Source organism: Polaromonas sp., assembly GCF_012927455.1.
Taxonomy (GTDB): domain Bacteria; phylum Pseudomonadota; class Gammaproteobacteria; order Burkholderiales; family Burkholderiaceae_C; genus Polaromonas.
On the sequence record NZ_JABBPE010000002.1, the window covers coordinates 324,088 to 347,338 of the forward strand.

The 23,251-nt window shown below is 58.5% G+C and carries 24 protein-coding genes and 2 tRNA genes; 18 read left to right on the forward strand and 8 right to left on the reverse strand.

What is annotated here, in order from left to right; all coding sequences use genetic code 11:
* The first annotated feature begins 113 nt into the window (after nt 1-113).
* Together HHJ18_RS02080 and HHJ18_RS02085 are read left to right on the forward strand one after the other, a co-directional pair.
* Nucleotides 114-401 carry a cell envelope biogenesis protein TolA gene (locus tag HHJ18_RS02080; protein WP_296911042.1) on the forward strand — a complete coding sequence of 96 codons (288 nt, stop codon included), beginning with the start codon at nt 114-116 and terminating at the stop codon, nt 399-401.
* A 93-nt stretch (nt 402-494) separates the two neighbouring features.
* Nucleotides 495-989, forward strand: coding sequence for a DUF192 domain-containing protein (locus HHJ18_RS02085; RefSeq protein ID WP_296911045.1), 495 nt, complete (start codon nt 495-497; stop codon nt 987-989).
* 72 nt (nt 990-1,061) lie between these two features.
* Here HHJ18_RS02085 and HHJ18_RS02090 read toward each other — a convergent pair whose 3' ends face one another.
* Nucleotides 1,062-1,643, reverse strand: coding sequence for a Fe-Mn family superoxide dismutase (locus HHJ18_RS02090; RefSeq protein ID WP_296911047.1), 582 nt, complete (start codon nt 1,641-1,643; stop codon nt 1,062-1,064).
* Nucleotides 1,644-1,702: 59 nt separating this feature from the next.
* Nucleotides 1,703-3,022 carry an exodeoxyribonuclease VII large subunit gene (gene xseA, locus HHJ18_RS02095; RefSeq protein WP_296911049.1) on the reverse strand — a complete coding sequence of 440 codons (1,320 nt, stop codon included), beginning with the start codon at nt 3,020-3,022 and terminating at the stop codon, nt 1,703-1,705.
* A 337-nt stretch (nt 3,023-3,359) separates the two neighbouring features.
* Between xseA and HHJ18_RS02100 the strand changes: the two genes are divergently transcribed.
* The 6 genes from HHJ18_RS02100 (at nt 3,360) to adk (ending at nt 7,443) form a co-directional block, all read left to right on the forward strand.
* Nucleotides 3,360-3,998, forward strand: coding sequence for a MotA/TolQ/ExbB proton channel family protein (locus tag HHJ18_RS02100; protein ID WP_296911051.1), 639 nt, complete (start codon nt 3,360-3,362; stop codon nt 3,996-3,998).
* 139 nt (nt 3,999-4,137) lie between these two features.
* Nucleotides 4,138-4,566 carry a biopolymer transporter ExbD gene (locus tag HHJ18_RS02105; protein ID WP_296911053.1) on the forward strand — a complete coding sequence of 143 codons (429 nt, stop codon included), beginning with the start codon at nt 4,138-4,140 and terminating at the stop codon, nt 4,564-4,566.
* A gap of 47 nt (nt 4,567-4,613) precedes the next feature.
* Nucleotides 4,614-5,657, forward strand: a complete 1,044-nt coding sequence (gene lpxK, locus HHJ18_RS02110; protein WP_296911055.1) for a tetraacyldisaccharide 4'-kinase — start codon at nt 4,614-4,616, stop codon at nt 5,655-5,657.
* Nucleotides 5,638-5,820, forward strand: a complete 183-nt coding sequence (locus HHJ18_RS02115) for a Trm112 family protein (protein WP_296911057.1) — start codon at nt 5,638-5,640, stop codon at nt 5,818-5,820. The genes lpxK and HHJ18_RS02115 overlap by 20 nt, the downstream gene beginning before the upstream one ends.
* A 22-nt stretch (nt 5,821-5,842) precedes the next feature.
* Nucleotides 5,843-6,601 carry a 3-deoxy-manno-octulosonate cytidylyltransferase gene (kdsB, locus tag HHJ18_RS02120; protein WP_296911890.1) on the forward strand — a complete coding sequence of 253 codons (759 nt, stop codon included), beginning with the start codon at nt 5,843-5,845 and terminating at the stop codon, nt 6,599-6,601.
* A gap of 185 nt (nt 6,602-6,786) precedes the next feature.
* The gene (gene adk / locus HHJ18_RS02125) at nt 6,787-7,443 is read left to right on the forward strand and encodes an adenylate kinase (RefSeq protein WP_296911059.1); all 657 of its coding nucleotides are present in this window, start codon (nt 6,787-6,789) and stop codon (nt 7,441-7,443) included.
* A 95-nt stretch (nt 7,444-7,538) separates the two neighbouring features.
* Here adk and HHJ18_RS02130 read toward each other — a convergent pair whose 3' ends face one another.
* Nucleotides 7,539-8,501, reverse strand: coding sequence for an asparaginase (locus tag HHJ18_RS02130; protein WP_296911061.1), 963 nt, complete (start codon nt 8,499-8,501; stop codon nt 7,539-7,541).
* A gap of 154 nt (nt 8,502-8,655) precedes the next feature.
* Here HHJ18_RS02130 and lexA point away from each other — a divergent pair, with 154 nt between their 5' ends.
* The 3 genes from lexA (at nt 8,656) to HHJ18_RS02145 (ending at nt 11,022) form a co-directional block, all read left to right on the forward strand.
* Nucleotides 8,656-9,360 carry a transcriptional repressor LexA gene (gene lexA, locus HHJ18_RS02135; protein ID WP_296911893.1) on the forward strand — a complete coding sequence of 235 codons (705 nt, stop codon included), beginning with the start codon at nt 8,656-8,658 and terminating at the stop codon, nt 9,358-9,360.
* A 132-nt stretch (nt 9,361-9,492) separates the two neighbouring features.
* A complete protein-coding gene (locus HHJ18_RS02140) occupies nt 9,493-9,897 on the forward strand; it encodes a hypothetical protein (protein WP_296911062.1) in 405 nt (134 codons plus the stop codon).
* Nucleotides 9,898-10,014: 117 nt separating this feature from the next.
* Nucleotides 10,015-11,022, forward strand: a complete 1,008-nt coding sequence (locus tag HHJ18_RS02145; protein ID WP_296911064.1) for a D-2-hydroxyacid dehydrogenase family protein — start codon at nt 10,015-10,017, stop codon at nt 11,020-11,022.
* Between the two features lie 261 nt (nt 11,023-11,283).
* On the opposite strand, the gene HHJ18_RS02150 is transcribed toward HHJ18_RS02145, so the two are convergent.
* Nucleotides 11,284-13,362 carry a hypothetical protein gene (locus tag HHJ18_RS02150; RefSeq protein WP_296911066.1) on the reverse strand — a complete coding sequence of 693 codons (2,079 nt, stop codon included), beginning with the start codon at nt 13,360-13,362 and terminating at the stop codon, nt 11,284-11,286.
* Between the two features lie 59 nt (nt 13,363-13,421).
* Between HHJ18_RS02150 and HHJ18_RS02155 the strand changes: the two genes are divergently transcribed.
* The 5 genes from HHJ18_RS02155 (at nt 13,422) to HHJ18_RS02175 (ending at nt 18,979) form a co-directional block, all read left to right on the forward strand.
* The gene (locus HHJ18_RS02155) at nt 13,422-14,942 is read left to right on the forward strand and encodes a 3-hydroxyacyl-CoA dehydrogenase (protein WP_296911068.1); all 1,521 of its coding nucleotides are present in this window, start codon (nt 13,422-13,424) and stop codon (nt 14,940-14,942) included.
* Between the two features lies 1 nt (nt 14,943).
* Entirely contained in the window at nt 14,944-15,723 is a 780-nt protein-coding gene (locus HHJ18_RS02160) for an oxepin-CoA hydrolase, alternative type (protein WP_296911070.1), read from the forward strand.
* 139 nt (nt 15,724-15,862) lie between these two features.
* Entirely contained in the window at nt 15,863-16,588 is a 726-nt protein-coding gene (locus tag HHJ18_RS02165; protein ID WP_296911072.1) for a Crp/Fnr family transcriptional regulator, read from the forward strand.
* A gap of 13 nt (nt 16,589-16,601) precedes the next feature.
* The gene (locus HHJ18_RS02170) at nt 16,602-17,693 is read left to right on the forward strand and encodes a phosphotransferase family protein (RefSeq protein ID WP_296911074.1); all 1,092 of its coding nucleotides are present in this window, start codon (nt 16,602-16,604) and stop codon (nt 17,691-17,693) included.
* 50 nt (nt 17,694-17,743) lie between these two features.
* Entirely contained in the window at nt 17,744-18,979 is a 1,236-nt protein-coding gene (locus HHJ18_RS02175) for an acyl-CoA dehydrogenase family protein (protein ID WP_296911076.1), read from the forward strand.
* Nucleotides 18,980-19,091: 112 nt separating this feature from the next.
* Here the strand turns inward: HHJ18_RS02175 and HHJ18_RS02180 are convergent, their stop codons facing one another.
* Nucleotides 19,092-19,778 carry a hypothetical protein gene (locus tag HHJ18_RS02180; RefSeq protein WP_296911077.1) on the reverse strand — a complete coding sequence of 229 codons (687 nt, stop codon included), beginning with the start codon at nt 19,776-19,778 and terminating at the stop codon, nt 19,092-19,094.
* 69 nt (nt 19,779-19,847) lie between these two features.
* Between HHJ18_RS02180 and HHJ18_RS02185 the strand changes: the two genes are divergently transcribed.
* Nucleotides 19,848-20,552, forward strand: coding sequence for a glutathione binding-like protein (locus HHJ18_RS02185; RefSeq protein ID WP_296911079.1), 705 nt, complete (start codon nt 19,848-19,850; stop codon nt 20,550-20,552).
* Nucleotides 20,553-20,778: 226 nt separating this feature from the next.
* Here HHJ18_RS02185 and HHJ18_RS02190 read toward each other — a convergent pair.
* Nucleotides 20,779-20,855: transfer RNA gene (locus tag HHJ18_RS02190), tRNA-Arg, on the reverse strand.
* A 57-nt stretch (nt 20,856-20,912) separates the two neighbouring features.
* Nucleotides 20,913-20,989 (reverse strand) — tRNA-Pro (locus tag HHJ18_RS02195).
* Nucleotides 20,990-21,194: 205 nt separating this feature from the next.
* On the opposite strand from HHJ18_RS02195, the gene HHJ18_RS02200 reads away from it, so the two are divergent.
* Nucleotides 21,195-21,584 (forward strand): DUF488 family protein, encoded by a 390-nt coding sequence (locus HHJ18_RS02200; RefSeq protein ID WP_296911082.1) that lies wholly within the window; start codon nt 21,195-21,197, stop codon nt 21,582-21,584.
* Nucleotides 21,585-21,757: 173 nt separating this feature from the next.
* Here HHJ18_RS02200 and boxB read toward each other — a convergent pair whose 3' ends face one another.
* Entirely contained in the window at nt 21,758-23,182 is a 1,425-nt protein-coding gene (boxB, locus tag HHJ18_RS02205) for a benzoyl-CoA 2,3-epoxidase subunit BoxB (protein ID WP_296911085.1), read from the reverse strand.
* Nucleotides 23,183-23,251 lie beyond the last annotated feature (69 nt).

Here is a 23,251-nt window from a genome sequence, read left to right on the forward strand (position 1 = left end):
TTGAAAAGAATTTACGGCCAGATGTCAACGAATTGTGAGTAGGCCTCGTTACGGTAAGGCCTCCGAGCAGTTCGGGGTATTTTTTCCAACAACGTTATCAAGGAAATTTCCAAATGAACAAGATCCTCGCTGTTTTGATCGCTGGCCTCTTCGCTACTGGCGCTTTCGCCGCTTCTCACGTCGGCGCTCCTATGGCTGGCGCTTCTGCCGCTGCTCCAGCGGCTCCAGCTGCCAAGACCGAAATGAAAGCTGATGAGGCCAAGCCTGCCGCCAAAGCTGCCATGACCAAAGAAGACAAAGCTGCCGCAAAAGCCGCCAAGAAAGAAAAAGCCGCTGCTGCAAAAAAAGCAAAAGCTGAAGCCGCTGCTGCAAAAAAAGCTGAAGCCGCTGCCAAGAAGTAATTCCTGGTGACTTCGGTCGAAAAAGCCCGCCTTGTGCGGGCTTTTTTATGCGCGTCGTTTATGCTGATAGTTCAACTTCAACTGGGTAGGTCTATGTTTCCTCAATCCCGCGCCGCCTCCTTCAGCCTGGCATGCAAAGGTCTGGTTCAAGTGCTGGCCGCTACCGCCTTGCTTTATCCGCTGTGGACTTTGGCCGAAGAAGGCCCTCAAATGAATCTGCAGCGCGTCAAATTGTCTGCGGGCATGCACCTGATGGATGTTCAGGTGGCATCAACCCCCGAGCAACGCCAGACCGGCTTGATGTTTCGCAAGGAGATGCCGCCGCAAGAAGGCATGATATTTGTGTTCGAACAAGCAAGCCAGCAGTGCTTCTGGATGAAAAATACTCTGCTGCCCCTGACCGCAGCCTTCGTCGCCGATGACGGGACCATCGTGAACTTGACTGACATGAAGCCACAAACCACGGAACCTCACTGTTCTACCGAGCCGGTTCGCTACGTTCTGGAGATGAACAAGGGCTGGTTTTCCAAGAAGGGCATCAAGGCGGGCAGCAAACTGGGCGGCCCGCTGTTTGGGGTCAGGCGCTGAGTGCCTTTTATGCCCATAAGAAAGCCGACTTGAAGTCGGCTTTTTTTGTGACCTCGATTTGATGGACGCTGATCAGGAGAAATTCGCCTCTACGAAACGCCAGTTCACTAAATTGGACAAAAAGGTTTCGACAAACTTGGGACGTTGGTTGCGGTAGTCAATGTAGTAAGCGTGTTCCCACACATCCACCGTCAGCAGTGCCTTGTCGGCCGTAGTCAACGGGGTACCGGCAGGACCGGTGTTGACGATATCCACAGCGCCGTCGGCTTTTTTGACCAGCCATGTCCAGCCCGAGCCGAAATTACCCACGGCCGATTTGACAAAGGCTTCCTTGAAGGCCGCATAGGAGCCAAATTTGGCATTGATGGCCGCTACCAGCGCACCGCTGGGCTCACCGCCGCCTGCTGGTTTCATGCAACTCCAGAAAAAGGTGTGGTTCCAAATCTGGGCCGCGTTGTTGTATACGCCGCCGCTGGACTTTTTGACAATTTCTTCCAGCGTCAGGGACTCGAACTCAGTGCCTTTTTGCAGGTTGTTAAGGTTCACCACATAAGCACTGTGGTGCTTGCCATGATGGTACTCAAAAGCTTCCTGGCTGTAGTGCGGGGCCAGTGCGTCGATTGCGTAAGGTAGCGGGGGTAGCTTGTGTTCCATTACTTTTCCTCATAGTGGGTTGGTTGACTGCCGAAAAACTAGAAAAAGTATTGTAAAAACTAAATGAGCCGCGGCGCCGAGACTGTCAAATCGACCTCGCCATCGGCAAGGGTAGCGCGCAATGGCTGGCCAAGATGCGTCTTATTAACGCTGTTCACAGCTTGCCCTTGCAAGTCGGCCAGCCAGGCGTAGCCACGCTGCAAGATCAGTTTAGGGTCCAGCAGCTTGAGGCGCAATTGTGCTCGCTCAACCAGTTGCCGGCTACGCTGCAGATTGGAGGCCATTTCCCTGTGAAAATCGTTGCCGAGCGACTGAACCCTGCGCCCCTCATGCATCAACGTTGATTGCATTGCGTGCCGCAGCTCTTGCGCCAGTCTCGCCACGCGTGCCTGTTGCCGGGTCACCAGGTGCGAGGGCCGGCTGACGCGGGACGCCGCCCAGTCCAGGCGCTGGCTGTGCGCCTGCATTTGCCGATCTACGCCATTTTGCAGACGCGACAAGGCCAGGCCGAGGGCTCCCCGCCAGACACTTTGCGGCTGGGCGCACAGCTCTGCCGCCGCGGTGGGCGTGGGTGCGCGCAGGTCGGCACAAAAATCGGCAATGGTGAAGTCCGTTTCGTGCCCTACTCCGCTGACCACGGGCACGGGCGAGGCCACGATGGTGCGCGCCAGCTGTTCATCATTAAAGGCCCACAAATCTTCCATGGCACCACCTCCGCGGACCAGCAACAGCACGTCGACCCCATCCTCAGCGCGTCGCCGGTAAGCTGTGAGCAAGGCCTCGCGCAGTTCACCCGCTGCCTGGGCACCCTGCACACTGGAAGGGTAGATCACTACTGGAATGTGCGGGACACGCCGCTGCAGTGCAGTTACAACATCATGCAGGGCGGCAGCACCCAATGAGGTGACGACGCCGATCGCGCGGGGCAGCAAGGGTGGCTGCCGTTTACGCGCGGTCTCAAAAAGGCCCTCCGACTCGAGTTTGGCCTTGAGCGCCAGGAACTGCTCAAACAAGTTACCCTGGCCGGACTGCCGCATGGACTCCACCACCAGTTGCAATTCGCCGCGTGGCTCGTACACGCCCAAGCGACCCCGCAACTCAACCAGTTGCCCATCGCGCGGTGCAAAGTCCAGCAGCGCAGCGGCTCGGCGGAACATAGCACAGCGAATCTGGCCTTGCTCGTCCTTGAGGGAAAAATAGCAGTGCCCGCTGGATGCGCGCGAAAAACCTGTAAGTTCACCCTGCACGGCAACCGGATTAAACCGGGCATCCAAGCTGTCGGCGATGGCCCGTAGCAGTGAACCCACGGGCCAGACTCGCACGCCTGGCTCACGCGCCAATACGGGCATTTTGTCAGGCCGAGCCGATGCGTCAAACATCGTCAAACCTCTTGATCTGGCGAGGAGAATACTCCATAGGGCGTAGTCTATGGGAAGGAGCGGCAGTGCCCCCCGGAAATCTCGATAGATCGGCGTAACTCATTGATTTTTAAAAGCTTTATTGTGCTTAAATTTTCATCGTTTTGTCACAAGCACGAATTGGCGCGGCTTCGCGAGCTTCCAGCCAGGACTTGCTCACAAAGTTATCCACAGGTTCTGTGGGTTATGTGCTCTCAAAAACTTCCCCAAAACATGGCCAAGCTAGGGGCCAGCCCGGCTGAGTGCCTGGGTTCGGTAGGCCATAATCCAACACAATTTATCTGTCTGGAGACGTGCATTGTTTTCAATCATACAAGCCGCAGGCTGGCCGATCTGGCCCTTGGTTGCCTGTTCCATCTTGGCTCTTGCGCTGGTCATCGAGCGGTTTACCAGCCTCAAAACGCCCAAGGTCGCACCGCCGAAACTGCTTGACGAAGCGATTACGGTTTCGCGCGCCGCCGTTCCCTCGCCCGATGTGGTGTCGCAACTCGAACAAAACTCGTTGCTGGGCGAGGTGCTGGCAAGCGGCTTTCGTGCCCTCAATTCGAACCCGCGCATCAGCGAAGAAGATCTGCGCTCCACGCTGGAAGGCGCTGGCCGCCAGGCGGCGCACAAGCTGGAGCGCTATCTGGCGGCGCTGGCAACCATAGCCTCGGCCGCGCCCCTGCTGGGCCTGCTGGGCACCGTCATCGGCATGATCGAAATTTTTGGCTCCCAGGCTGGCGCAGGCGGCGCCAGCAATGCGCCCGGCGGCAACCCGGCGCAGTTGGCGCAGGGTATTTCGATTGCGCTGTATAACACCGCTTTCGGCTTGATGGTGGCCATTCCTTCACTGATTTTCTGGCGCTATTTCCGTGCCCGCGTTGACGGCTACCTGCTGACCATGGAACTGGCGGCTGAACGCTTTGTACGTCACCTCAACACCCTGCGAAAATGAGTATGGCCCCCACGCTTGTCACTTCGTGTACTGCACTGCCCCCGAGGGGGGCTCAACTTGCTCGGGGCGGCCCTGCGCGGCGTTCCCTGGCCCCCACGCTTGTCTCTTCGCGCCGCACTGTCGCCCAAAGGGACATGACATGAACTTTCGCCCTCACCCGCATGATGAACCGGAAATCAACTTGATTCCGTTTATCGACGTCTTGCTTGTTGTACTGATTTTTTTGATGCTGTCAACCACTTACAGCAAGTTCACCGAGCTTCAAGTCAAGTTGCCGACGGCAGATACCGAGCAGCAGCGAGATTACCCGAAAGAGGTGATCGTCGCGGTCAGCAGCGATGGCCGCTATATGGTCAACAAAACCCTGGTGGAAGGGCGCGGAATCGAGCGGCTGGGCGCGGCGCTGGTCGAGGCGGCCAAGGCCGGCAAAGACAGCGTCATCATCATCAGCGCCGACGCCAGCGCCACGCACCAAGCGGTGATTACAGTGATGGAGGCAGCGCGTCGCCATGGGCTGACGCAAATCACTTTTGCCACCCAAAGCACCGCGCAGGCTGGCGCCAGGTAGGGGTTGGCCCGCTCTGCCACTTTGCCTTGTGACATGGCCGGACACGCGTGAAACAACTTTTATTGAAGGTTTGGCTGTCTCGGGGCTGGCTGGCCCGCCTGCTCTGGCCGATAGCGCAACTTCATGGCTTGGCCGTGCGCCTGCGCTTGGCCTTGTACCGCAGTGGTTTCCTAAAATCAGAGCGCTTCGGCGTACCGGTGATCGTGGTTGGCAATGTGGTGGCCGGCGGTGCAGGCAAAACACCGCTGGTGATGGCGCTCGTCAAGCACTTGCAGGCGCAGGGTTTTGCGCCAGGCGTGATCTCGCGCGGATACGGACGTTCCGGCCAGGAGAGTCTTGAAGTCCGGCCGGTCACCCCTGTTGTGGCCTCTGGCGACGAGCCAGCGCTTATACAACGGGCGACTGGTGCTCCTGTTTTTGTAGCAACCCAGCGCACCGAGGCCCTGCGAGCGCTGCTGAAAGCGTACCCGGCCACCGACGTGGTGGTGTGCGACGACGGTTTGCAGCACTACGCCTTGCAACGCGACATTGAGATTGCCGTGTTTGACGACCGGGGCGTGGGCAACGGCTGGTTGCAACCGGCTGGCCCGCTTCGCGAGCCTTGGCCTGAGCGCAGAAGTCACGGCCTTGATCTGCTGCTGCACACCGGACAAAAACCCGCCTTTGAGGGCTTTAGCTCCAGCCGGGAACTGGTCGATTATGCGGTAGCCGCAGACGGCAGCCAGATCGCATTGGCCGCCCTGCACGGTCGTGGGCTTGTGGCACTGGCGGGCATCGCGAATCCTGAAGCATTTTTTGACATGCTCAGGGCACGTGGCCTGACGCTGCAAAAGACCATTGCTTTGCCGGATCACCATGATTTCGACAGTTTCGACTTCAGTGCATACGCAGGCCAAACCCTTCTTTGCACTGAAAAAGACGCGGTGAAGCTGTTTGGCACGCTGCAACCGGGCGGGCTACAGTTGCTAGCCGTGCCTTTAGCGTTTTCGCCTGAGCCGGCTTTTTTTGCAGCGCTTGATGCACTTCTGACGCGCAGGCTTTCTGCCAGAATTTCTCCATTACCATCACAGCATGGAAACCAAACTACTTGAACTTCTGGTCTGCCCCGTCACCAAAGGGCCGCTAACGTATGACCGAGAGAAACAGGAACTGGTCTCGCGCACCGCCCGCCTCGCCTACCCAGTTCGCGACGGAATTCCTGTGCTGCTGGAAAACGAGGCACGAACCCTCACAGATGAAGAGCTCGGACTTTGATGCCTGCTGCAACTTTGACAGCATGAGCTTTACCGTACTCATACCGGCTCGGCTGGCCTCCACCCGCCTGCCCAACAAGCCGCTGGCCGACATCGGTGGCGCGCCCATGGTCGTGCGCGTGGCGCAACGGGCCATGTCCAGTGCTGCCACCCGCACGGTAGTCGCCACCGACAGCAGCGAGGTGGTAGAGAAATGCGCGGCATTCGGCGTTTCAGCGGTACTGACGCGCGCTGACCACCCCAGCGGCAGCGACCGGCTTGCGGAAGCCTGCAGCCGCCTCGGCCTCGCTGATGATGCCATCGTGGTGAATGTGCAGGGCGACGAACCGCTGATAGACCCGGCGCTGATCAACGCTGTGGCAAACCTGCTCGGCGAGCGCCCGGACTGCGCCATGAGCACAGCCGCCCACTCGATTGACCAGCAGGCCGATTTTTTAAACCCAAATGTAGTCAAGGTGGTGCTCGATGCGCGCCATACGGCGTTGTATTTCAGCCGCGCCCCTATTCCCGCTGCCCGCGACTTTGCAGGCCAGGCTTGGTGGGAGGCCGGCAGCATGCTACCCAAACCGCTCCGTCACGTTGGAATTTATGGCTATCGGGTTGGGTTTTTGCGGCAGTTTCCAAGCCTGCCGAAAGCACCCATGGAACAACTCGAGTCGCTGGAACAATTGCGCGCCCTCTGGCATGGCCACCGCATAGCGGTGCACATCACCGGCGATGCGCCGGGCCTGGGCGTCGACACGCCGGAAGATCTGGAACGGGCACGCGAGTTATTTAGATAGCGCGCAACAGTGGGGCCGACATGCGCTTCTAACCCTTGTAGCCCCTGTAAGCTGCTGGCAAAGGTGCCCATGCTATCCTCTGCAAAAAACAAGTCTAAGACTTCCATGGAGATCGGCAGCCAGCATTACCAGCCCTTGTACCTGCCTAGTTGACTTCCTGAATTCATAAAAATACGAGGACATTCATGAGACTGATTTTGTTGGGTGCGCCCGGCGCGGGCAAGGGAACACAAGCAACCTTTATTTGCCAGAAATACGGCATCCCGCAGATTTCAACCGGTGACATGCTGCGTGCAGCCGTCAAGGCCGGTACACCGTTGGGCATTGAAGCCAAAAAAATCATGGATTCCGGCGCGCTGGTAAGTGACGACCTGATCATCAACCTGGTGAAGGAGCGCATTGCCCATCCCGACTGCGCCAAAGGCTTTTTATTCGACGGTTTTCCGCGCACCCTCCCCCAAGCCGATGCCATGAAGGCGGCAAGGGTGAAGATTGACTTCGTGTTGGAGATCGATGTGCCGTTCGAAGCCATCATCGAGCGCATGAGCGGACGCCGCTCGCACAGCACTTCAGGTCGAACTTACCATGTGAAGTACAACCCGCCCAAGGTCGAAGGCCTGGACGATGTGACCGGCGAGCCTTTGATTCAGCGCGAGGACGATAAGGAAGATACCGTGCGCAAGCGGCTGGAAGTTTACAGCGCCCAAACCCGCCCTTTGGTGGATTACTACTCACGTTGGGCTAAAGCTGAACCAGAAGCTGCGCCCAAATACCGCGCCATCAGCGGCATGGGCGGCGTGGATGAAATCACCGAAAAAGTATTCGCCGCATTGTCAAACTGAGTCGGCAAGACATCGCTCACCTAAAAAAGGCCGTCTAGCAGACGGCCTTTTTCGTGGGCCCATGGGTAAAGATATTCCGAACCCCGCAAATCAAATCAGCCCTGACCTGCACTTAGCAAACGAAGAATCAGCGCCACCCTGGCCTTCACCGGAGTCAATCCTTTGGAATCCGGGATGCCGTCGCCTGGCTTGGGCAATACTCGGCCATTGAGGCAGCGTGTCGAGCGAAGCACTGGTACGCCAGCGACCTGCGCCTTGAGCAAAGCGGCCTCGAGCGCATGGTGCAGCGAACCATTGCCCGTACCCGCAACCACCAGGCCCTGCACGCCCTGCGCCAGCAAGGCCTCCACAACGGTACCGCTGGCGCCCGCATAGTTCATGACGATTTCCACGCGTGGCCATTCGGCAAGACTGGCCAGTTCTACTATGTTTTTTATAGCTGATGACGCCCGTCCCTCATTGGCTAGCGGCCAATTTTTTACCAATCTGACAATGCCCTCCTCAACGTAGCCAAGCGGACCAGCGTCTCCCGAACTGAAGGCGTCCAGCTGGTAGGTGTGTACTTTCTGAATGTCCAATGCGCTGTGGATAGTGCCCGCACAGACAGCCACCACGCCCTTGGCATCCGCGTGGCGGGCAACCGCCATCGCATCGAGCAAGTTTTGCGGCCCGTCGGGAGCCAACGCTGTAGCTGGGCGCATGGCGCAGGTCACCACCACCGGCTTGGCCGGGTTGCACGCTAGCTGCAAAAAGTACGCAGTCTCCTCCAACGTGTCGGTGCCGTGCGTAATCACGATACCCTGTACATCGGGCTGCGCTAAAAAATGACTAACTCGCCCGGCCAGCGTTGCCCAGACCGCAAAGCTCATGTCCTTGCTGTCAATTTGCGCGACCTGCTCAGAGATGACGGGCTCCGCACCGGGCGGAACTGGAAGCGTTGCCAGAAGTTCCGAGATGCCCACCTGGCCCGCGGTGTAGCCAAGGTTGTCAGAGGCATTGGCCGCGCGGCCAGCAATCGTGCCGCCGGTACCCAGAATCACAAGATGTTGATGTTTCATAAATAGGAAATTTGCAAAAGACTTGCATTATTCTAGAGACTGTATAAAAATACAGTTACTGGCTATTAAAACAGCTTACAAGATAAATTTTCGCATGCGAGGGTCTGACCTGCATAACTTGTCAATCGATCTACCAAGCCAAGGAGTTTCGGCCATGAGCACTCTCAACGATTTCCCGCATCCCTCTTTTGAAAATCCTAAGCTCACCGCGCGCCAGCAACAAATCCTGGAGCTGATCCAGACAGCCATCTCTCGCACCGGTGCGCCGCCTACCCGCGCCGAGATTGCCACCGAGCTGGGTTTTCGCTCAGCAAATGCAGCCGAAGAGCACTTGCAGGCACTGGCCCGCAAAGGTGTGATTGAACTGGTTAGCGGCACCTCGCGCGGCATACGCCTGCGCAGTGACACCCTGAGGAGCCTGAACGAATCGCGTATCAAACAGTTTTCCCTGCCGTTGCAAAGCTTGGCCCAACTCGCACTGCCTCTGGTGGGGCGGGTTGCTGCTGGCAGCCCGATTCTCGCGCAGGAACATATCGACAAGACCTATTATCTTGAAAGCAGCCTGTTTCAACAGCAGCCAGACTACCTACTAAAGGTTCGTGGCATGAGTATGCGCGATGTCGGAATCATGGACGGCGATTTGCTCGCCGTCAAACAGACCAAGGAAGCGAAAAATGGCCAGATTGTCGTCGCCAGGCTTGGCGATGAAGTGACCGTCAAACGCTTTCGTCGCACCAGCGGCCTGATCGAACTGCTGCCCGAAAATCCTGAGTTCAAAACCATCACCGTTAAGCCCGGCGAGCCTTTCGAACTCGAAGGTCTGGCTGTCGGATTGATCCGCAACACCATGCTGATGTAGCACTCTGTTGGCTACGCAACAGGTGGCGGGCGTTTGGTCATTGGTGACCAACACCCTGATGCGTGACCCCTCTGGCACCCCAGCCAGTCAGAAATCCTGCCTGTGTAAACCTCTCTCAAACAGGAGTTCATCATGGGAATCGTCAGTTTTTTACATCCACCGATGCGGTCAATTTTTCTAGCCCCGGCTCAGGCTGTAGCTGCATGGTTTGTGCCGGCACAGAACACGACAAACCTGTTGGCTGTTCCTGCGCAGACCCGGCGAGTCCCCCAGCAGTTACCGTTGCCTTTTGCGCAGGCGGGCAGCGCCGGGCGGCAGCGAGCGGCCTATAAACATTCTGTCGGCACCGAAATAGGCAGAAACGCCTCTAAATTCCCCGCCGTCAGCCACCTCAAGGTTGTTCGGGAATTCGACGGTGCTGCAAGCCTCACTTGCGCTGGCCGCATGGTCATCTCAGGTCGCATGGCCGATGTCTGCGCAGAACTTGAGCGCATGGTTCAGCATGAACGGACGCATGCGGGATTGCTCCAGCCTTGAATCGTGAGCCGAACCGTCACGGGCAAAAACAGCAGCGCGTTGCCTTCCTATACAAATTGACGGTGTGCAGGCAACCCCGCAGGGAGGAATGAAAAATCTTGCAGGCACAATATCGTTATGAATATTGTGATTCTCGATGACTACCAGGACGCGGTGCGCAAATTGAATTGCGCTGCCAGGCTTGATGCCTACCCTGCCAAGGTTTACACCAATACCGTCAAGGGTATCGGCCAGTTGTCTGTCCGCCTCAAAGACGCCGATGTCATCGTGCTGATTCGCGAACGAACCCAGCTCAATCGTCAAGTCATTGAAAAACTCCCCAAACTCAAACTGATTGTTCAGACCGGTCGTGTGGGCAGCCATGTGGACGTTGCGGCCTGCACCGAACGCGGAATCGCTGTTGCAGAAGGCATGGGGTCCCCCACGGCGCCTGCTGAACTGACATGGGCACTGGTAATGGCGGCCATGCGTCGAATCCCTCACTACGTTGCGCACTTGAAGCACGGCGCTTGGCAGCAAGCGGGCCTCAAATCAGCCTCAGTGCCGACTAATTTCGGCATCGGTTCCGTTCTCAAAGGCAAGACACTGGGTATCTGGAGCTACGGAAAAATCGGTCAGATCGTTGCTGGCTATGGCCGTGCATTCGGCATGCGGGTGGTGGTGTGGGGTCGCGAAGCCTCACGCGAGCGTGCCCAGGCTGACGGTTTTGAAACCGCGACCAACAAAGCTGAGTTCTTTGATCAAAGCGATGTTCTCAGCCTGCATCTGCGCTTGAATGATGAAACCCGCGGTATTGTGACGTCGGAAGATCTCTCCCGCATGAAACCCACTGCCCTGCTGGTAAACACCTCGCGGGCAGAATTGATCGAGCCCGAGGCTTTGATTGCAGCGCTCAACCGGGGGCGCCCCGGGCTTGCGGCTGTGGATGTCTTTGAGTCAGAGCCCATTTTGCAAGGCCATGCGTTGCTTCGTCTTGAGAACTGCATCTGCACGCCGCATATCGGCTATGTCGAGCAGGACAGCTACGAGATGTATTTTGGGGCGGCGTTTGATAACGTTGTCAACTTCATCAAGGGCACACCCACCAATATTGTCAATCCTGGTGCGCTGCAGGTGCGGCGTTAGTTTGGCGTGGCTTATTTAACTTGGTGACAGACAAAGACAGCGTTTCGATCAGAAGCTCGGCATGTGGGCATTGGCCTCCAAGCATATTTCCCTTCATCGCAAAGTCATGCTTCACCCTTTGTATGAAGCAGCGACCGCCATCAGGCTCTCAGCGAGAGCAAAAGTCCTTTTCTGGTCTTGCCCTGGATCGGGACGAAAGTCTCAAACGCCAGAGACTTTCCACCTCTTTGCCAGCGCCCGACATCAAGCAATTCCCAGCAACTATTTGTCTTTAACGCCGTGCAGATAGGATGGATCGATGTCGAACTCCAGCAGTTCACCGATCTCAACGCACTGCGATGCAGGGCTGTCATCAAAATCGCGACTCACGTCTATGTCCAGGGCAAGCCAGCGTGAGGCAGTAAACCGGGTCAAGTCAGTCTCGTGTTTTGACAGAGACGACAGCTCAGGCATGTCCTTTAATCGAGCCGACAAGGGTTGGGAACTGGTACTTGAAAACCCGCTATCGGAGGGACTCGACGATCCTGCGGGCTCAGTCACCTCAGCAGGTTGCTCGACGATTTCCTTGGCAATCGCATACAGCAGCAACAATTCCCGGTACGCCGCAATATCGAAAACATCGCCGTTTGAACCGGGTTTTCGGAAAATGGTTTCCTCGATGACATCCAGAACCCTGGGCGTTGGCCAGAGCGACTCGATGCGCGAGAGCGCCGATGGATAAAACTCCAAACCGTTGCTCTCGGGACTGTACTGTTCAAACGCGGATACCTGGGCATTGAATATTTCGTTGAAATCCTTGCGCAGCAGTTCGTAGTCAACTTTCCGGTTGAGGTGATGGTAGAGGTCAAGCAGGTCGAGATATACCAGTGCGCTGGTCTCCTCGCTCTCCGTGATGTGATGGTGCAAGACATCTAATGCCTTGTCGAACTGCCCCAAGGACATAAAAAAATCTGCCTGGTGCTGCACGTCCGACAGCTCCTCGGCATTGACGAGGCGCGGCGCGCCCGGCAGGCTGGACGAAAATCCCGTATTGCTTTTGGTGTCCATAGGCTCCAAACGCCCTGCCAACTGGAGATCCTGAGATATTTTTGGCCTCGCGTGCGGAAACTCGTCCGCTTCGAAATCTACGTCCGGCGCAGCAACGGTAGGGCCGGTTGCCCGGCCTGGATGGGTGCTCAGATGTTGGCTCATGGACTCGCCGCCATAAGGCTCTGGGCCTGGAATCTCCATGTCTTCCTGCGTATCCAGCCTTCTGCGCCACCAAGGGCCACGGCTGAACTCGCTGATTTGCCTTCTGCTTTGGGTCCAGAGAAAAATTCCAAGCACTGACGCCAGCATCAACAGAACGCCCAAGCCGTAGACCAACCAATTACTGTAGCGCTCACTGCGCGCCTGCTCAAGTTCGACGCGCAGTTGCGTCACTGCGGCCTCAGTTTTACGACTTTGGACCAGCATGCTGGCCACATCGGTCTCCAGGGACTTGAGTCTCTGGGTGTCACGCAGTATGTCTTGGGGCTGAGCGTTGAGCGCCTGCCAAAGCGCAATAGCGGTGGCCCGCTGCAGCGCATTGGTTGAAGGCATGGTCAGCAGTTCCGATGTAGAACGCAGTACCGGGTCCCGCTCGGCGGCGAGATCCAGAACATCGAGTTTCAAGCGGGCGCGTGAGGACTTTCGGGCCGGTTCAGCCGCAACCCGTGCCGTCATACGCGTTGAAGGAAGGATCAACTGAGGGGTTGTGGCTCCAGCCGGACGCTCATCTGCAGCCGTTGCCGGGCTTGCCACGACCTTGGGTCTGAATGCTGGTTTGCGCGTCCCGCTGGTTGCCGATTCCGCTCGCTTCGTGCTTGCCAGCGCTCCGGCCACACTGCCTGCTTCACCCATGCCGGGCCGTTGCACCGCCGCTGCCGCTGACGTTATGGCCTCGCCCATGGTCACAGGCACCGGGCTGGCGCTGTCAGACAGAAACTCGGCAAGAATCACATACTTGCGCGCATTCTTTTGCGAACAACCTTCGCGGACGTACACCGTCACTACCGGTTCGTCCACCATAGAAGTGGTCTGTATACGTATCCGTGCGTCGCCTGCCTTGGCGCCCGCACTGGTCAGGATGCGAACCCGGTTTTCGGGCACTTGTGCGTCCCCAAAAAAAACATCGGCTGCCACGCAGACCCCCGAAAGCCCTTCAGCGCTGTCGAGTTGCGCAGTGAGTGTCACATCGAAAGGCCGTCCTACAAGCGTTGCTCCCTGCATCCGGCCCAAAGACACTGCCAAGCTGCAGCCAGTGGCACCCAGCAGCACTGCACCGAGGATGTATTTGAGGGTTGTCTCGGTGGCATTCATGTAATTTACAAATTTTGCCACAGCGGTGTGGCAAAACAGCAGTCAGCCATAATTCATAAATGCAATTAAGTTACAAAATCGTTGGAATAGTTGGCACCGGTGCCATGGGCCGCGGTATCTCACAGATTGCGGCGCAAGCGGGAAGCCTCGTCAAGCTCATGGATGCGAAAGCGGGCGCGGCGGAAAAAGCCCGTGATGCCATCTGTGCCCAATGGGACAAACTGGTTGAAAAAGATCGCCTGCAAGCCAGCGTGGCCAACGGCTACAAAGCCCGGCTAGTGCTGGCAAGCACGCTAACCGAACTGGCGGACTGCGATCTGATCATTGAGGCAATCGTCGAGCGGCTGGATGCCAAGCAAACCTTGTTCGTCGAATTGGAGGCACTTGTGCCCGCACACATGGTGCTGGCGAGCAATACGTCGTCGCTGTCCGTGACGGCGATCGCGGCGGCACTGAAGCATCCTGAGCGCCTGGCGGGCTATCACTTCTTCAACCCCGTTCCGCTGATGAAGGTGGTCGAAGTCATTGCTGGTCTAAAAACCAGTGCGGCCGTCTGCAGCACGCTGTCCAGCTACGCCCGGCAGATGGGCCACACGCCGGTGCAGGCGCAAGACACGCCCGGCTTCATCGTCAACCACGCCGGGCGCGGCTACGGCACCGAAGCGCTGCGCATCGTCAGCGAAGGCATCGCCGATTTCGCCACCATAGACCGTATCCTGCGCGATCAGGCCGGCTTCAAGCTCGGCCCTTTCGAATTGATGGATCTGACCGCTCTGGATGTTTCGCACCCGGTCATGGAGTCCATTTACCACCAGTATTACGAAGAGGCCCGCTACCGTCCGAGCGTGATTACCGCCCAGCGACTGGCAGGCGGCATGCTCGGACGTAAAACCGGTCAAGGTTTTTACCGCTATGAAGGCGGCGTAGCGCAAACGCCGCCAGAAGCCCTCGTTCCCGAGCTTGCCGAATTGCCCCCCGTTTGGGTCTCACCCCGAGCCTCCCGACGTCCGGAATTGCTGCAATTGCTGAAAGACCTGGGGGCAAAAATTGAATCCGGCCCATCGGCCTCACTGCTGGCTTTGCAGCTGGTGGCACCGCTGGGTTTTGACATCACGACAGTCGCCGTGGTGGAGCGGCTGGACCCGACGCGCACCGTGGGCATAGACATGCTAATTGATGACGCCGCCACCCGGCGACGGGTGCTGGCGACCAACCCGGCCACCCGCACCGACATGCGCGACGCTGCCCATGCGCTGTTCTCCCGCGACGGCAAAGCCGTCAGCGTGATCCGGGACAGCGGCGGCTTTGTCACGCAGCGCGTCGTCGCCTCCATCGTCAACATTGCCAGCGACATCTGCCAGCAAGGCATATGCAGCCCGAAAGACCTGGAAACCGCCGTCACGCTCGGGCTGGGTTATCCGATAGGTCCACTGGCCATGGGCGACCGCTACGGCCCCACCAACGTGCTGGAAGTTCTGTTCAACATGCAAACCGTATATGGCGACCAGCGCTACCGCCCTTCCCCCTGGCTGCGACGGCGCGGCGCCATTGGCCTGAGCTTGATGCACGAGGAGAACTGACATGATCGGCGCGCTGAAAAGTACCAGCGAGGGCGGTACCCTCATCCTCACGCTGAGCAATCCCGAGTTCAAAAATGCCCTGGGGCCCCAGATATACGCGGCAGGCGTTGAAGCGCTCAATGCTGCTGAAAACAATCCGGATATCCGCAGCGTCGTGATCACCGGTGAAGGCGCGCTTTTTTGCGCCGGCGGCAACTTGCAGCGCCTGCAAGCCAACCGGCGAGAGCCCCCCGAGGTACAAGCCGAAAGCATAGACGGCCTGCACAACTGGATAGACTCCATCCGCACTTACCCCAAGCCAGTGATAGCCGCAGTCGAAGGTGCGGCCGCCGGTGCCGGTTTTTCGCTGGCGCTGGCCTGTGATTTTGTAGTCGCCGCTGACAACGCCGTGTTTGTGATGTCTTACAGCACGGTGGCGCTGTCGCCAGACGGCGGCGCCAGCTGGAGCCTGACGCGTGCCTTGCCGCGGGCGCTGGCCAGCGAACTGCTCATGTGCGGCGAACGCATCAGCGCCCAGCGGCTGCATGAGCTGGGACTGGTCAACCGCGTGACGGCCGCCGGAGATGCGCTCGCCCAAGCCCTGCAATTGGCCGGGGAGCTCAACGCACGCGCGCCCAACGTGCTGGCCAGCCTGAAGGAGCTCATGAACGAGGCCTCAGTCAACACGCTAGGCCAGCAGCTTGCCAGTGAACGCGATCATTTTGTGCGCAATCTGCACCATTCCAATGCCGGCGAGGGCATTGACGCATTTTTGCAAAAGCGCACGCCGCAGTACCGCTAAGGTGCATCACCACCGAAGCCGTACAAGAGCTTCCCGCCGCCAAGCGACTCATGTGCAAAGCCTATGCGACAGCCCTATGGCGCGGGACCCGTCCCTCACGCGACAATCAAGACTTTGTTAGTCACTCAGAAGACAGCCCATGGACGATCCTATTCTTACGATAGATGAGCGAGAGGCCATCAACGGCGGCCGCTGGTTTTCATCCCTGTCACCATCCCTGAGACACGACATACTGCGATGCGCTTTCGTCAAACGCTGCAAAGACGGCCAACTCATTTCCGCGCGCGGCGATCCGCCGGAAGAATGGATTGCCTGCGCCAAGGGCGCGGTGCGCGTCAGTTCCACGTCGATTTCTGGCAAACAGATCACTCTGACGTACGTCGAGCCCGGGATCTGGTTTGGCGATGTGGCCATTTTCGATGGCGACCGGCGCACCCACGATGCCTATGCCCACGGCGAAACCACCATCCTGTGTGTTGCCAAAGCCGACTTCCGAAAGATCCTGGCGTCGCATGTCGAGCTGTACGAAGCCATGCTTCGCCTGCACGCACGCCGCATTCGTCAGCTTTATGGCCTGGTGGAAGACCTCAACACCTTGCCGCTGCGGGCCCGACTGGCCAAACAATTGCTGCACCTGGTGCGCAGCTACGGCGTGCCATGTCTGGCCGACGGACACGAGGTGCGGATCGGCCTGCAACTGGCGCAGGAAGAGCTGGCCCAGCTGCTGGGTGCCTCGCGCCAACGCGTCAACCAGGAACTCAAATCGATGGAGCGCGAGGGCGCCATCCGTATCGAGCCGGGTGGCCTGGTGGTGCGCAGCCGCGAAACCCTGATGCGCATTGCTGAAGCCGAAATCGACAAATAACCCCCCACAGATCATGAGCAACTTTGACCATTTTTTAGGAACGCAGTCCGTCCCCGGCGCGCAGGCGGTGGACATGCAAGCCCTCAGCGCCTACCTGAGCGAACATCTGGACGGCTTCAAAGGCCCGCTGACAGCCGAAATTTTCAAGGGCGGGCAGTCCAATCCCACCTACAAACTCCTCACCCCTAGCGCGTCTTACGTGATGCGCGCGAAACCCGGTCCGGTCGCCAGGCTGCTGCCGTCCGCCCATGCGGTGGAGCGTGAATTCAAGGTCATGCGGGGCCTGCAAGGCACCGATGTGCCGGTTCCCAAAATGCATTGCCTTTGCGAAGACGAGGCGGTGATTGGGCGGGCTTTTTATGTGATGGAGTTTGTTGAAGGCCGGGTGCTCTGGGACCAGTCCCTGCCCGGCATGACGAATGCCCAGCGTGGCGACATCTATGACGAGATGAATCGCGTGATCGCCGCCCTGCACAAGGTAAAGTTTGCCGAACGCGGCCTGGCCGACTACGGCAAGCCAGGCAACTACTTTGAGCGCCAGATTGGCCGCTGGAGCAAGCAGTACAACGCCTCCATCACCCAACCCATCCCCGAGATGGACAGCCTGATGCAATGGTTGCCCGCCAACATCCCGGCCAGTGCACGCGACGCCAGCCAGGTGTCCATCGTGCACGGCGACTTCCGGCTCGACAACCTGCTGTTTCACGCCAGCGAGCCGCGCGTGCTCGCTGTGCTGGACTGGGAGTTGTCCACGCTGGGCCATCCGCTGGCCGACTTCAGCTACCACTGCATGGCCTGGCATATTCCACCCGGAACGTTTCGCGGAATTGGCGGGCTCGATGTCGCCAGTCTGGGCATTCCCACCGAGGCCGAGTACATCCGCCGCTATTGCGAACGCACCGGCCTGACGACACCCGAAGCGCTGCGGGCCGACTGGAATTTTTACCTGGCCTACAACCTGTTTCGCCTCGCCGCAATTTTGCAAGGCATTGCCAAACGGGTAGAGGCCGGAACCGCATCGAGTGCCCAGGCCGTCAGTTCGGCCGCCGGCGCGCCGCTGCTGGCCAAAATGGCCTGGGACTTTGCGCTTAAACCCCCAGCCTGACCCCTCTTCTCTCGCCCCCTCTTCTTTTTTCACACACCCCAGGAGATTTCATGGATTTCGACTTCACCCCCAAAGTACAAGACTTGCAGGCGCGCCTGTTGAAGTTCATGGACCAGCACGTCTACCCGAACGAAGCGCGGTTTTTTCGCGAGATTGCTGAGAACCGGGCCAAGGGAAATGCCTGGATTCCCACCACCCTGATTGAAGAGCTGAAACCCAAGGCGCGCGCCGCCGGCCTGTGGAACCTGTTTTTGCCGCACTCCCCGCGTGCGCCCGAAGGCCTGTCCAACCTTGAATACGCACCCTTGTGCGAAATCATGGGCCGCGTGCCGTTTGCGGCCGAGGTCTTCAACTGCTCGGCGCCCGACACCGGCAACATGGAAACCATTGCCCGCTACGGTTCCGAAGCCAACAAGGACGAGTGGCTGATGCCCCTGCTTAAGGGCGACATCCGCTCAGCCTTTCTAATGACCGAGCCTGAAGTCGCCTCTTCCGACGCCACCAACATCGCGTGCCGCATTGAGCGCGACGGCGACGACTACGTGATCAACGGCCTCAAATGGTGGTCGTCCGGCGCTGGAGATCCGCGCTGCGCGATCTACATCGTCATGGGCAAAACCAATCCCGATGCCGGCCGCCACGAACAGCAATCGATGATTCTGGTGCCGGCCAATACCCCGGGCATCACCGTGCTGCGCCCGCTTAGCGTCTTTGGCTACGACGACGCGCCGCACGGCCACATGGAAGTACGGCTGACCAATGTGCGCGTGCCCGCCAGCAACCTGCTGCTGGGCGAAGGCCGCGGCTTTGAAATTGCCCAGGGCCGGCTTGGCCCCGGACGCATTCACCACTGCATGCGTAGCATCGGCATTGCCGAACGTGCCGTCGAACTCATGTGCAAACGCCTGAACAGCCGGATTGCATTTGGCAAGCCCATCGCCGCGCAGTCGGTTTGGCGCGAACGCATTGCCGAATCGCGCTGCATGATCGAGCAGGCACGCCTGCTGACACTCAAGGCCGCCTACATGATGGATACCGTGGGCAACAAGGTCGCCAAGGCCGAGATCGCCATGATCAAGGTAGTGGCGCCCAGCATGGCCTGCCAGATCATTGACTGGGCCATTCAGGCCCACGGCGGCGGCGGCGTGTCGGACGATTTCCCGCTGGCCTACGCCTACGCCAACCAGCGCACCTTGCGCCTGGCCGACGGCCCGGACGAAGTGCACCGCGCCTCGCTGGCCAAGCTGGAACTGGCCAAGCACCTAGTGGTTCCAGGCCAGGCTTAAAGGCTGCTGGCACAAGACTGCCGACGCGCCAGCTGAGATATCTCGGGCTGCTAGTGATATAAAATAGATAGCTGCTTGCGCCCGCCCTGTATGGGCTAGCGGCTTTTTTTTCTTAATCGCAGACAATATCGGTGGAACGATCGGCCAGCGCCAACTTGCAAGCGGCATGGAAGATCAGGGTCGCATGCTGCAGCATGGGCAAATCGCCCGGCGTATATTGCATGCGCAGGTAGGCCTTGCCGCGCAGCAGCATCAAGATAAAAGGCAGCTTTGCGTCTGCGCCCGGTTCCGGCCATGACAAAAGCAGGCCAGCCAGATCGAGGTCAAGCCAGCCCACGGCATGGCTGCGCTGATTAGCCAACACCGCATAGCGATCCCAGAAGGCCTCGGGCAGACCGTTCCAGCCCACTTCCGGGTACAAAGCGAGCCAGCGCATTTCCTCGGTAAGGCTTGGGTCGGCCGTGGTCTGAACGGTGTCGGTGTAGATACCGTAAGCCCGCTTTTCCAGCATTTCCTTCAGCGGACGGCTCATGATCAGCACCGATGCTCCGCGATCGAGCTTGAGTTCAGCTCGGGCTCGCAGTTCTTCGCCCAAGAGGTAGTCGCGCGACGAGCGGCCGCATTCCAGTCGCCACGGTTTGTTGTCGACCATGCCAGTCAGGGAGAAGCCTTGGCCCTCCCCCGCTGCAGCAAAGGAAAAGCCCTGAGCATCGGCCCATGAGGACACGGCATCGGCCTGGGCCGGGTTCTGTCCAGCTGCTTTAGCGTTTACAGAAAACTTTTTAAGCCGCTCAAACATCGTTCCTGCTTCTCTCTTAAAGTCCGTGAAACTTCATCGTAGCGGTAATCGAATCCAAAGGAAACAACTGTGATCAAGGTTTATTCATGGCCCACACCCAATGGGCACAAAGTGCATGTCATGCTAGAGGAATGTGGCTTGCGGCTGGGCCGCGACTGGGAGGCTATTCCGGTCAATATCGGCGCTGGCGACCAGTTCAAAGCCGATTTTCTGGCCATCAGTCCTAACAACAAGATTCCCGCCCTGATAGACCCGAACGGCCCGGACGGCAAACCGATTGCCCTGTTTGAATCAGGCGCCATCCTGCTTTACCTGGCAGCCAAAACCGGCAAACTGCTGCCGAAAACCGACAGGCTTAAATTTCAGGTGCTGCAATGGCTGATGTTCCAGATGGGTGGAGTCGGCCCCATGCTTGGACAGGCGCACCACTTTCGGCAGTACGCGCCAAACAAACTAGAGTATGCGATCAACCGTTACAGCAACGAAGCCAAACGGCTTTACGGCGTGATGGACAAGCAGTTGGCCAGCAGCAAATTCATCGCCTGCAACCAGTACACCATCGCTGACATCGCCATCTTTCCGTGGCTGCGCAACTGGGAAAACCAGGGCATAGACTGGGCCGACTACCCGCAACTGAAAAAGTGGTTTGACCTGGTTGGTGCCCGCCCGGCGGTACAGCGCGGCGTGCAGGTGCTGGCAGACCTGCGCCGCCCCATCACAGGCGACAAAGAGCGCGAAATCCTGTTTGGCAGCACGCAGTACCAAAAACGCTGAAATTCAGAACAAATAAGGCAGTAGCCCATAAGGGACGGGCGAATACAGCTATCATAATAGTAGCAAAATAAGCGAAATCCCGGTATCACGATCAACCTAACTTTTTTCGGCGAAGCCCTTGCCGCTGCGCTACAACAAAGTGCCAGTAGTCCAGCCGCCACCAAACCGGTCATGCGGGTACACATGCAAGTCCTGAGGAATTTTTAGAGGGTGTCAGGAGGCTAAATGGTCTGCCCGGAGGGGATCGAACCCCCGACCCTCAGCTTAGAAGGCTGATGCTCTATCCGACTGAGCTACGGGCAGAAAACGAAGGCGGATATAAAAAAAGCCCACAAAGTGAGCTTTTTTTAATCGAATTCTTGGTCGGAGTACAAGGATTCGAACCTTGGACCCCCTGGTCCCAAACCAGGTGCGCTACCAGACTGCGCCACACTCCGACAAGAAATGAATTATAGCGTGTACGGACTCCAAACCCGGCGCGCGGCTCCATTTTTTTGCGTTGCCTGCCAACGTCAGCTTTGCTTGAGTCCGGCGCCGGTCAGAAAACCGGCTCTTGGCCACCTTTCAGTGACAGCGGTAGCCCCAACAAAATGGGCAGACTGGCAGACGGTCTCACAATGGAGAAATAAACAGGAGACTCAAATGACCGTGAAGATCGTCAGGCTGGGAGAGGCGCGCAGCACCGATGAGGGCTTGCGCATTGGTACGGTGCGCCGACCACCGCGCGGTGTGCCCAAGGCGGCGTTTGCGTCGCAGGACTGGTACGACGTCTGGTATCCCAACCTGGCACCGAGCCTGGAGACCATGAAGCTGGGGCAGACGATCGAATCGGACAAGGACTGGGCCTTGTTCAGCAAAAAATACCGCGCGGAAACGAATCAGCCCGATGCCAGCCGAAGCCTGGATCTGCTGGCGGCGCTGTCGCACCAGACCAATTTCGCGGTCGGCTGTTACTGCGACAACGAAGCACGCTGCCACCGTTCGCTGCTGCGCGAACTGCTCAGTGAACGCGGCGCATTCATCGCCGGCTAGGTTTCACCGCCCGTCCGTCCCGAGCAAGCGACGGCCCCCGAGGGTCTGGAGCCTGCTGCTCCGAACCTGCTTGAGCAGGTTCGGACGGGCGACAAAGGCAAAGCGTCTGGCGAGCCGCGGCCTGCAAGGCCTCAAAAGCTACACGCAGTAAGCGACCGTTGGGGGCGATATTCTCAAAGCTTGACGTATTCGTACTCAATCGGATTGGCGTTGATGCCACGGTCCGGCGGTGCAATCCAGCCGGCCATCTTGCCCGGCTCGGTAACGCGCTGCATCAGGCTGTGAATGAAGCTTTTGTCGGCGTCGGTCGGCAGCCAGGCGTCCTTATTCGCTTCAAACTCTGCCGCGCTGATGGGCTGGCCCTGCGGGTTGGTGCAGGCGGTTGCCCAGGCGCCGACGCTACGGCGAAAACGCGTGTTGGGCAAGCTCAGTTCAAAATTAATACCGGCCCGCTTGATGCCCATGTTCCAGCGCGTCACGCCGACATTGCAATCCTTCACGTATTCCAGCCGGGTGATTTCGTTCATGCCGTTACGCGTTGAAATGGTTTCATTCCTCAGTCCTCCCTTGCCGTCAGGCACCTGGATGCTCATTTCGGTATCGAGCTCGACATGGTCGGCAAACTTCGCTTCGTCGGGCCGGCCCTTGATGCCGTTGCTGAAGTAGTTGGCGGCGTTGCTTGATGACTCCGAGCCGAACAGGTCTAGCGACGAGGTGAACCAGTAGTTCATGAATTTCTGGATGGTCGGCAAATCAATCACACCGGCCTGACGCAGCATGGCGACGTCATCGGTCTGCAGTTCCTTCATCACTTCCAGCGTCCGTTTAATGACGCGGCCGATACCGGTCTCGCCGACAAACATGTGGTGCGCTTCCTCGGTGAGCATAAAACGCGTGGTGCGCGCCAGCGGGTCAAACGCCGACTCGGCAAAGCTTTTGAGCTGGAACTTGCCGTCCCGGTCGGTGAAGTAGGTGAACATGAAAAAGCTCAGCCAGTTGTCCATGGGTTCGTTAAACGTCCCCAGAATGCGCGGCTTGTCGGCATCGCCGCTGTGGCGCATCAAAAGTTCCTCGGCTTCCTCGCGGCCATCCCGGCCAAAGTGCGCGTGCAGCAGATACACCATGGCCCAGAGGTGGCGGCCTTCTTCCACGTTGACCTGAAACAGGTTGCGCAGGTCGTACAGCGAGGGCGCGGTATGGCCGAGCAGGCGTTGCTGCTCAACCGATGCCGGCTCGGTGTCGCCCTGCGTGACGATGAGCCGGCGAAAAGCGCTGCGGTATTCACCCGGGACCTCTTGCCAGACGTCCTGGCCCTTGTGGTCGCCAAAGCCGATCTTGCGGCCCGCTTCCTTGTCGGCCATAAAAATGCCCCAGCGGTAGTCGGGCATGGGCGTGTAGCCATAGCTGGCCCAGCCCGACGCATCGACGCCGACGGCGGTACGCAGAAAAACGTCGTTGGCCTTGAAGTCGCTGGGACCCATTTCGTCCCACCAGTTCAAAAAGGCCGGTTGCCAGTGCTCAAGCGCGCGTTGCAACTGTCGGTTTTCACCGAGCTGGACGTTGTTGGGGATCAGGGCTTGCAGGTCAATGTTGGACATAGAACTTCCTTTGTTAGATGAGAAAGAAGGCAATTTTTCGACGGGCCGCCCCTAGAAAAAATAGCCCCT

Coding starts and splice junctions, on each gene's coding strand:
- HHJ18_RS02080 (WP_296911042.1), top strand. CDS start 114: ATGAACAAGATCCTCGCTGTTTTGATCGCTGGCCTCTTCGCTACTGGC.
- HHJ18_RS02085 (WP_296911045.1), top strand. CDS start 495: ATGTTTCCTCAATCCCGCGCCGCCTCCTTCAGCCTGGCATGCAAAGGT.
- HHJ18_RS02090 (WP_296911047.1), bottom strand. CDS start 1,643: ATGGAACACAAGCTACCCCCGCTACCTTACGCAATCGACGCACTGGCC.
- xseA (WP_296911049.1), bottom strand. CDS start 3,022: ATGTTTGACGCATCGGCTCGGCCTGACAAAATGCCCGTATTGGCGCGT.
- HHJ18_RS02105 (WP_296911053.1), top strand. CDS start 4,138: ATGAACTTTCGCCCTCACCCGCATGATGAACCGGAAATCAACTTGATT.
- HHJ18_RS02115 (WP_296911057.1), top strand. CDS start 5,638: ATGGAAACCAAACTACTTGAACTTCTGGTCTGCCCCGTCACCAAAGGG.
- kdsB (WP_296911890.1), top strand. CDS start 5,843: ATGAGCTTTACCGTACTCATACCGGCTCGGCTGGCCTCCACCCGCCTG.
- adk (WP_296911059.1), top strand. CDS start 6,787: ATGAGACTGATTTTGTTGGGTGCGCCCGGCGCGGGCAAGGGAACACAA.
- HHJ18_RS02130 (WP_296911061.1), bottom strand. CDS start 8,501: ATGAAACATCAACATCTTGTGATTCTGGGTACCGGCGGCACGATTGCT.
- lexA (WP_296911893.1), top strand. CDS start 8,656: ATGAGCACTCTCAACGATTTCCCGCATCCCTCTTTTGAAAATCCTAAG.
- HHJ18_RS02140 (WP_296911062.1), top strand. CDS start 9,493: ATGGGAATCGTCAGTTTTTTACATCCACCGATGCGGTCAATTTTTCTA.
- HHJ18_RS02145 (WP_296911064.1), top strand. CDS start 10,015: ATGAATATTGTGATTCTCGATGACTACCAGGACGCGGTGCGCAAATTG.
- HHJ18_RS02150 (WP_296911066.1), bottom strand. CDS start 13,362: ATGAATGCCACCGAGACAACCCTCAAATACATCCTCGGTGCAGTGCTG.
- HHJ18_RS02155 (WP_296911068.1), top strand. CDS start 13,422: ATGCAATTAAGTTACAAAATCGTTGGAATAGTTGGCACCGGTGCCATG.
- HHJ18_RS02160 (WP_296911070.1), top strand. CDS start 14,944: ATGATCGGCGCGCTGAAAAGTACCAGCGAGGGCGGTACCCTCATCCTC.
- HHJ18_RS02165 (WP_296911072.1), top strand. CDS start 15,863: ATGGACGATCCTATTCTTACGATAGATGAGCGAGAGGCCATCAACGGC.
- HHJ18_RS02170 (WP_296911074.1), top strand. CDS start 16,602: ATGAGCAACTTTGACCATTTTTTAGGAACGCAGTCCGTCCCCGGCGCG.
- HHJ18_RS02175 (WP_296911076.1), top strand. CDS start 17,744: ATGGATTTCGACTTCACCCCCAAAGTACAAGACTTGCAGGCGCGCCTG.
- HHJ18_RS02180 (WP_296911077.1), bottom strand. CDS start 19,778: ATGTTTGAGCGGCTTAAAAAGTTTTCTGTAAACGCTAAAGCAGCTGGA.
- HHJ18_RS02200 (WP_296911082.1), top strand. CDS start 21,195: ATGACCGTGAAGATCGTCAGGCTGGGAGAGGCGCGCAGCACCGATGAG.
- boxB (WP_296911085.1), bottom strand. CDS start 23,182: ATGTCCAACATTGACCTGCAAGCCCTGATCCCCAACAACGTCCAGCTC.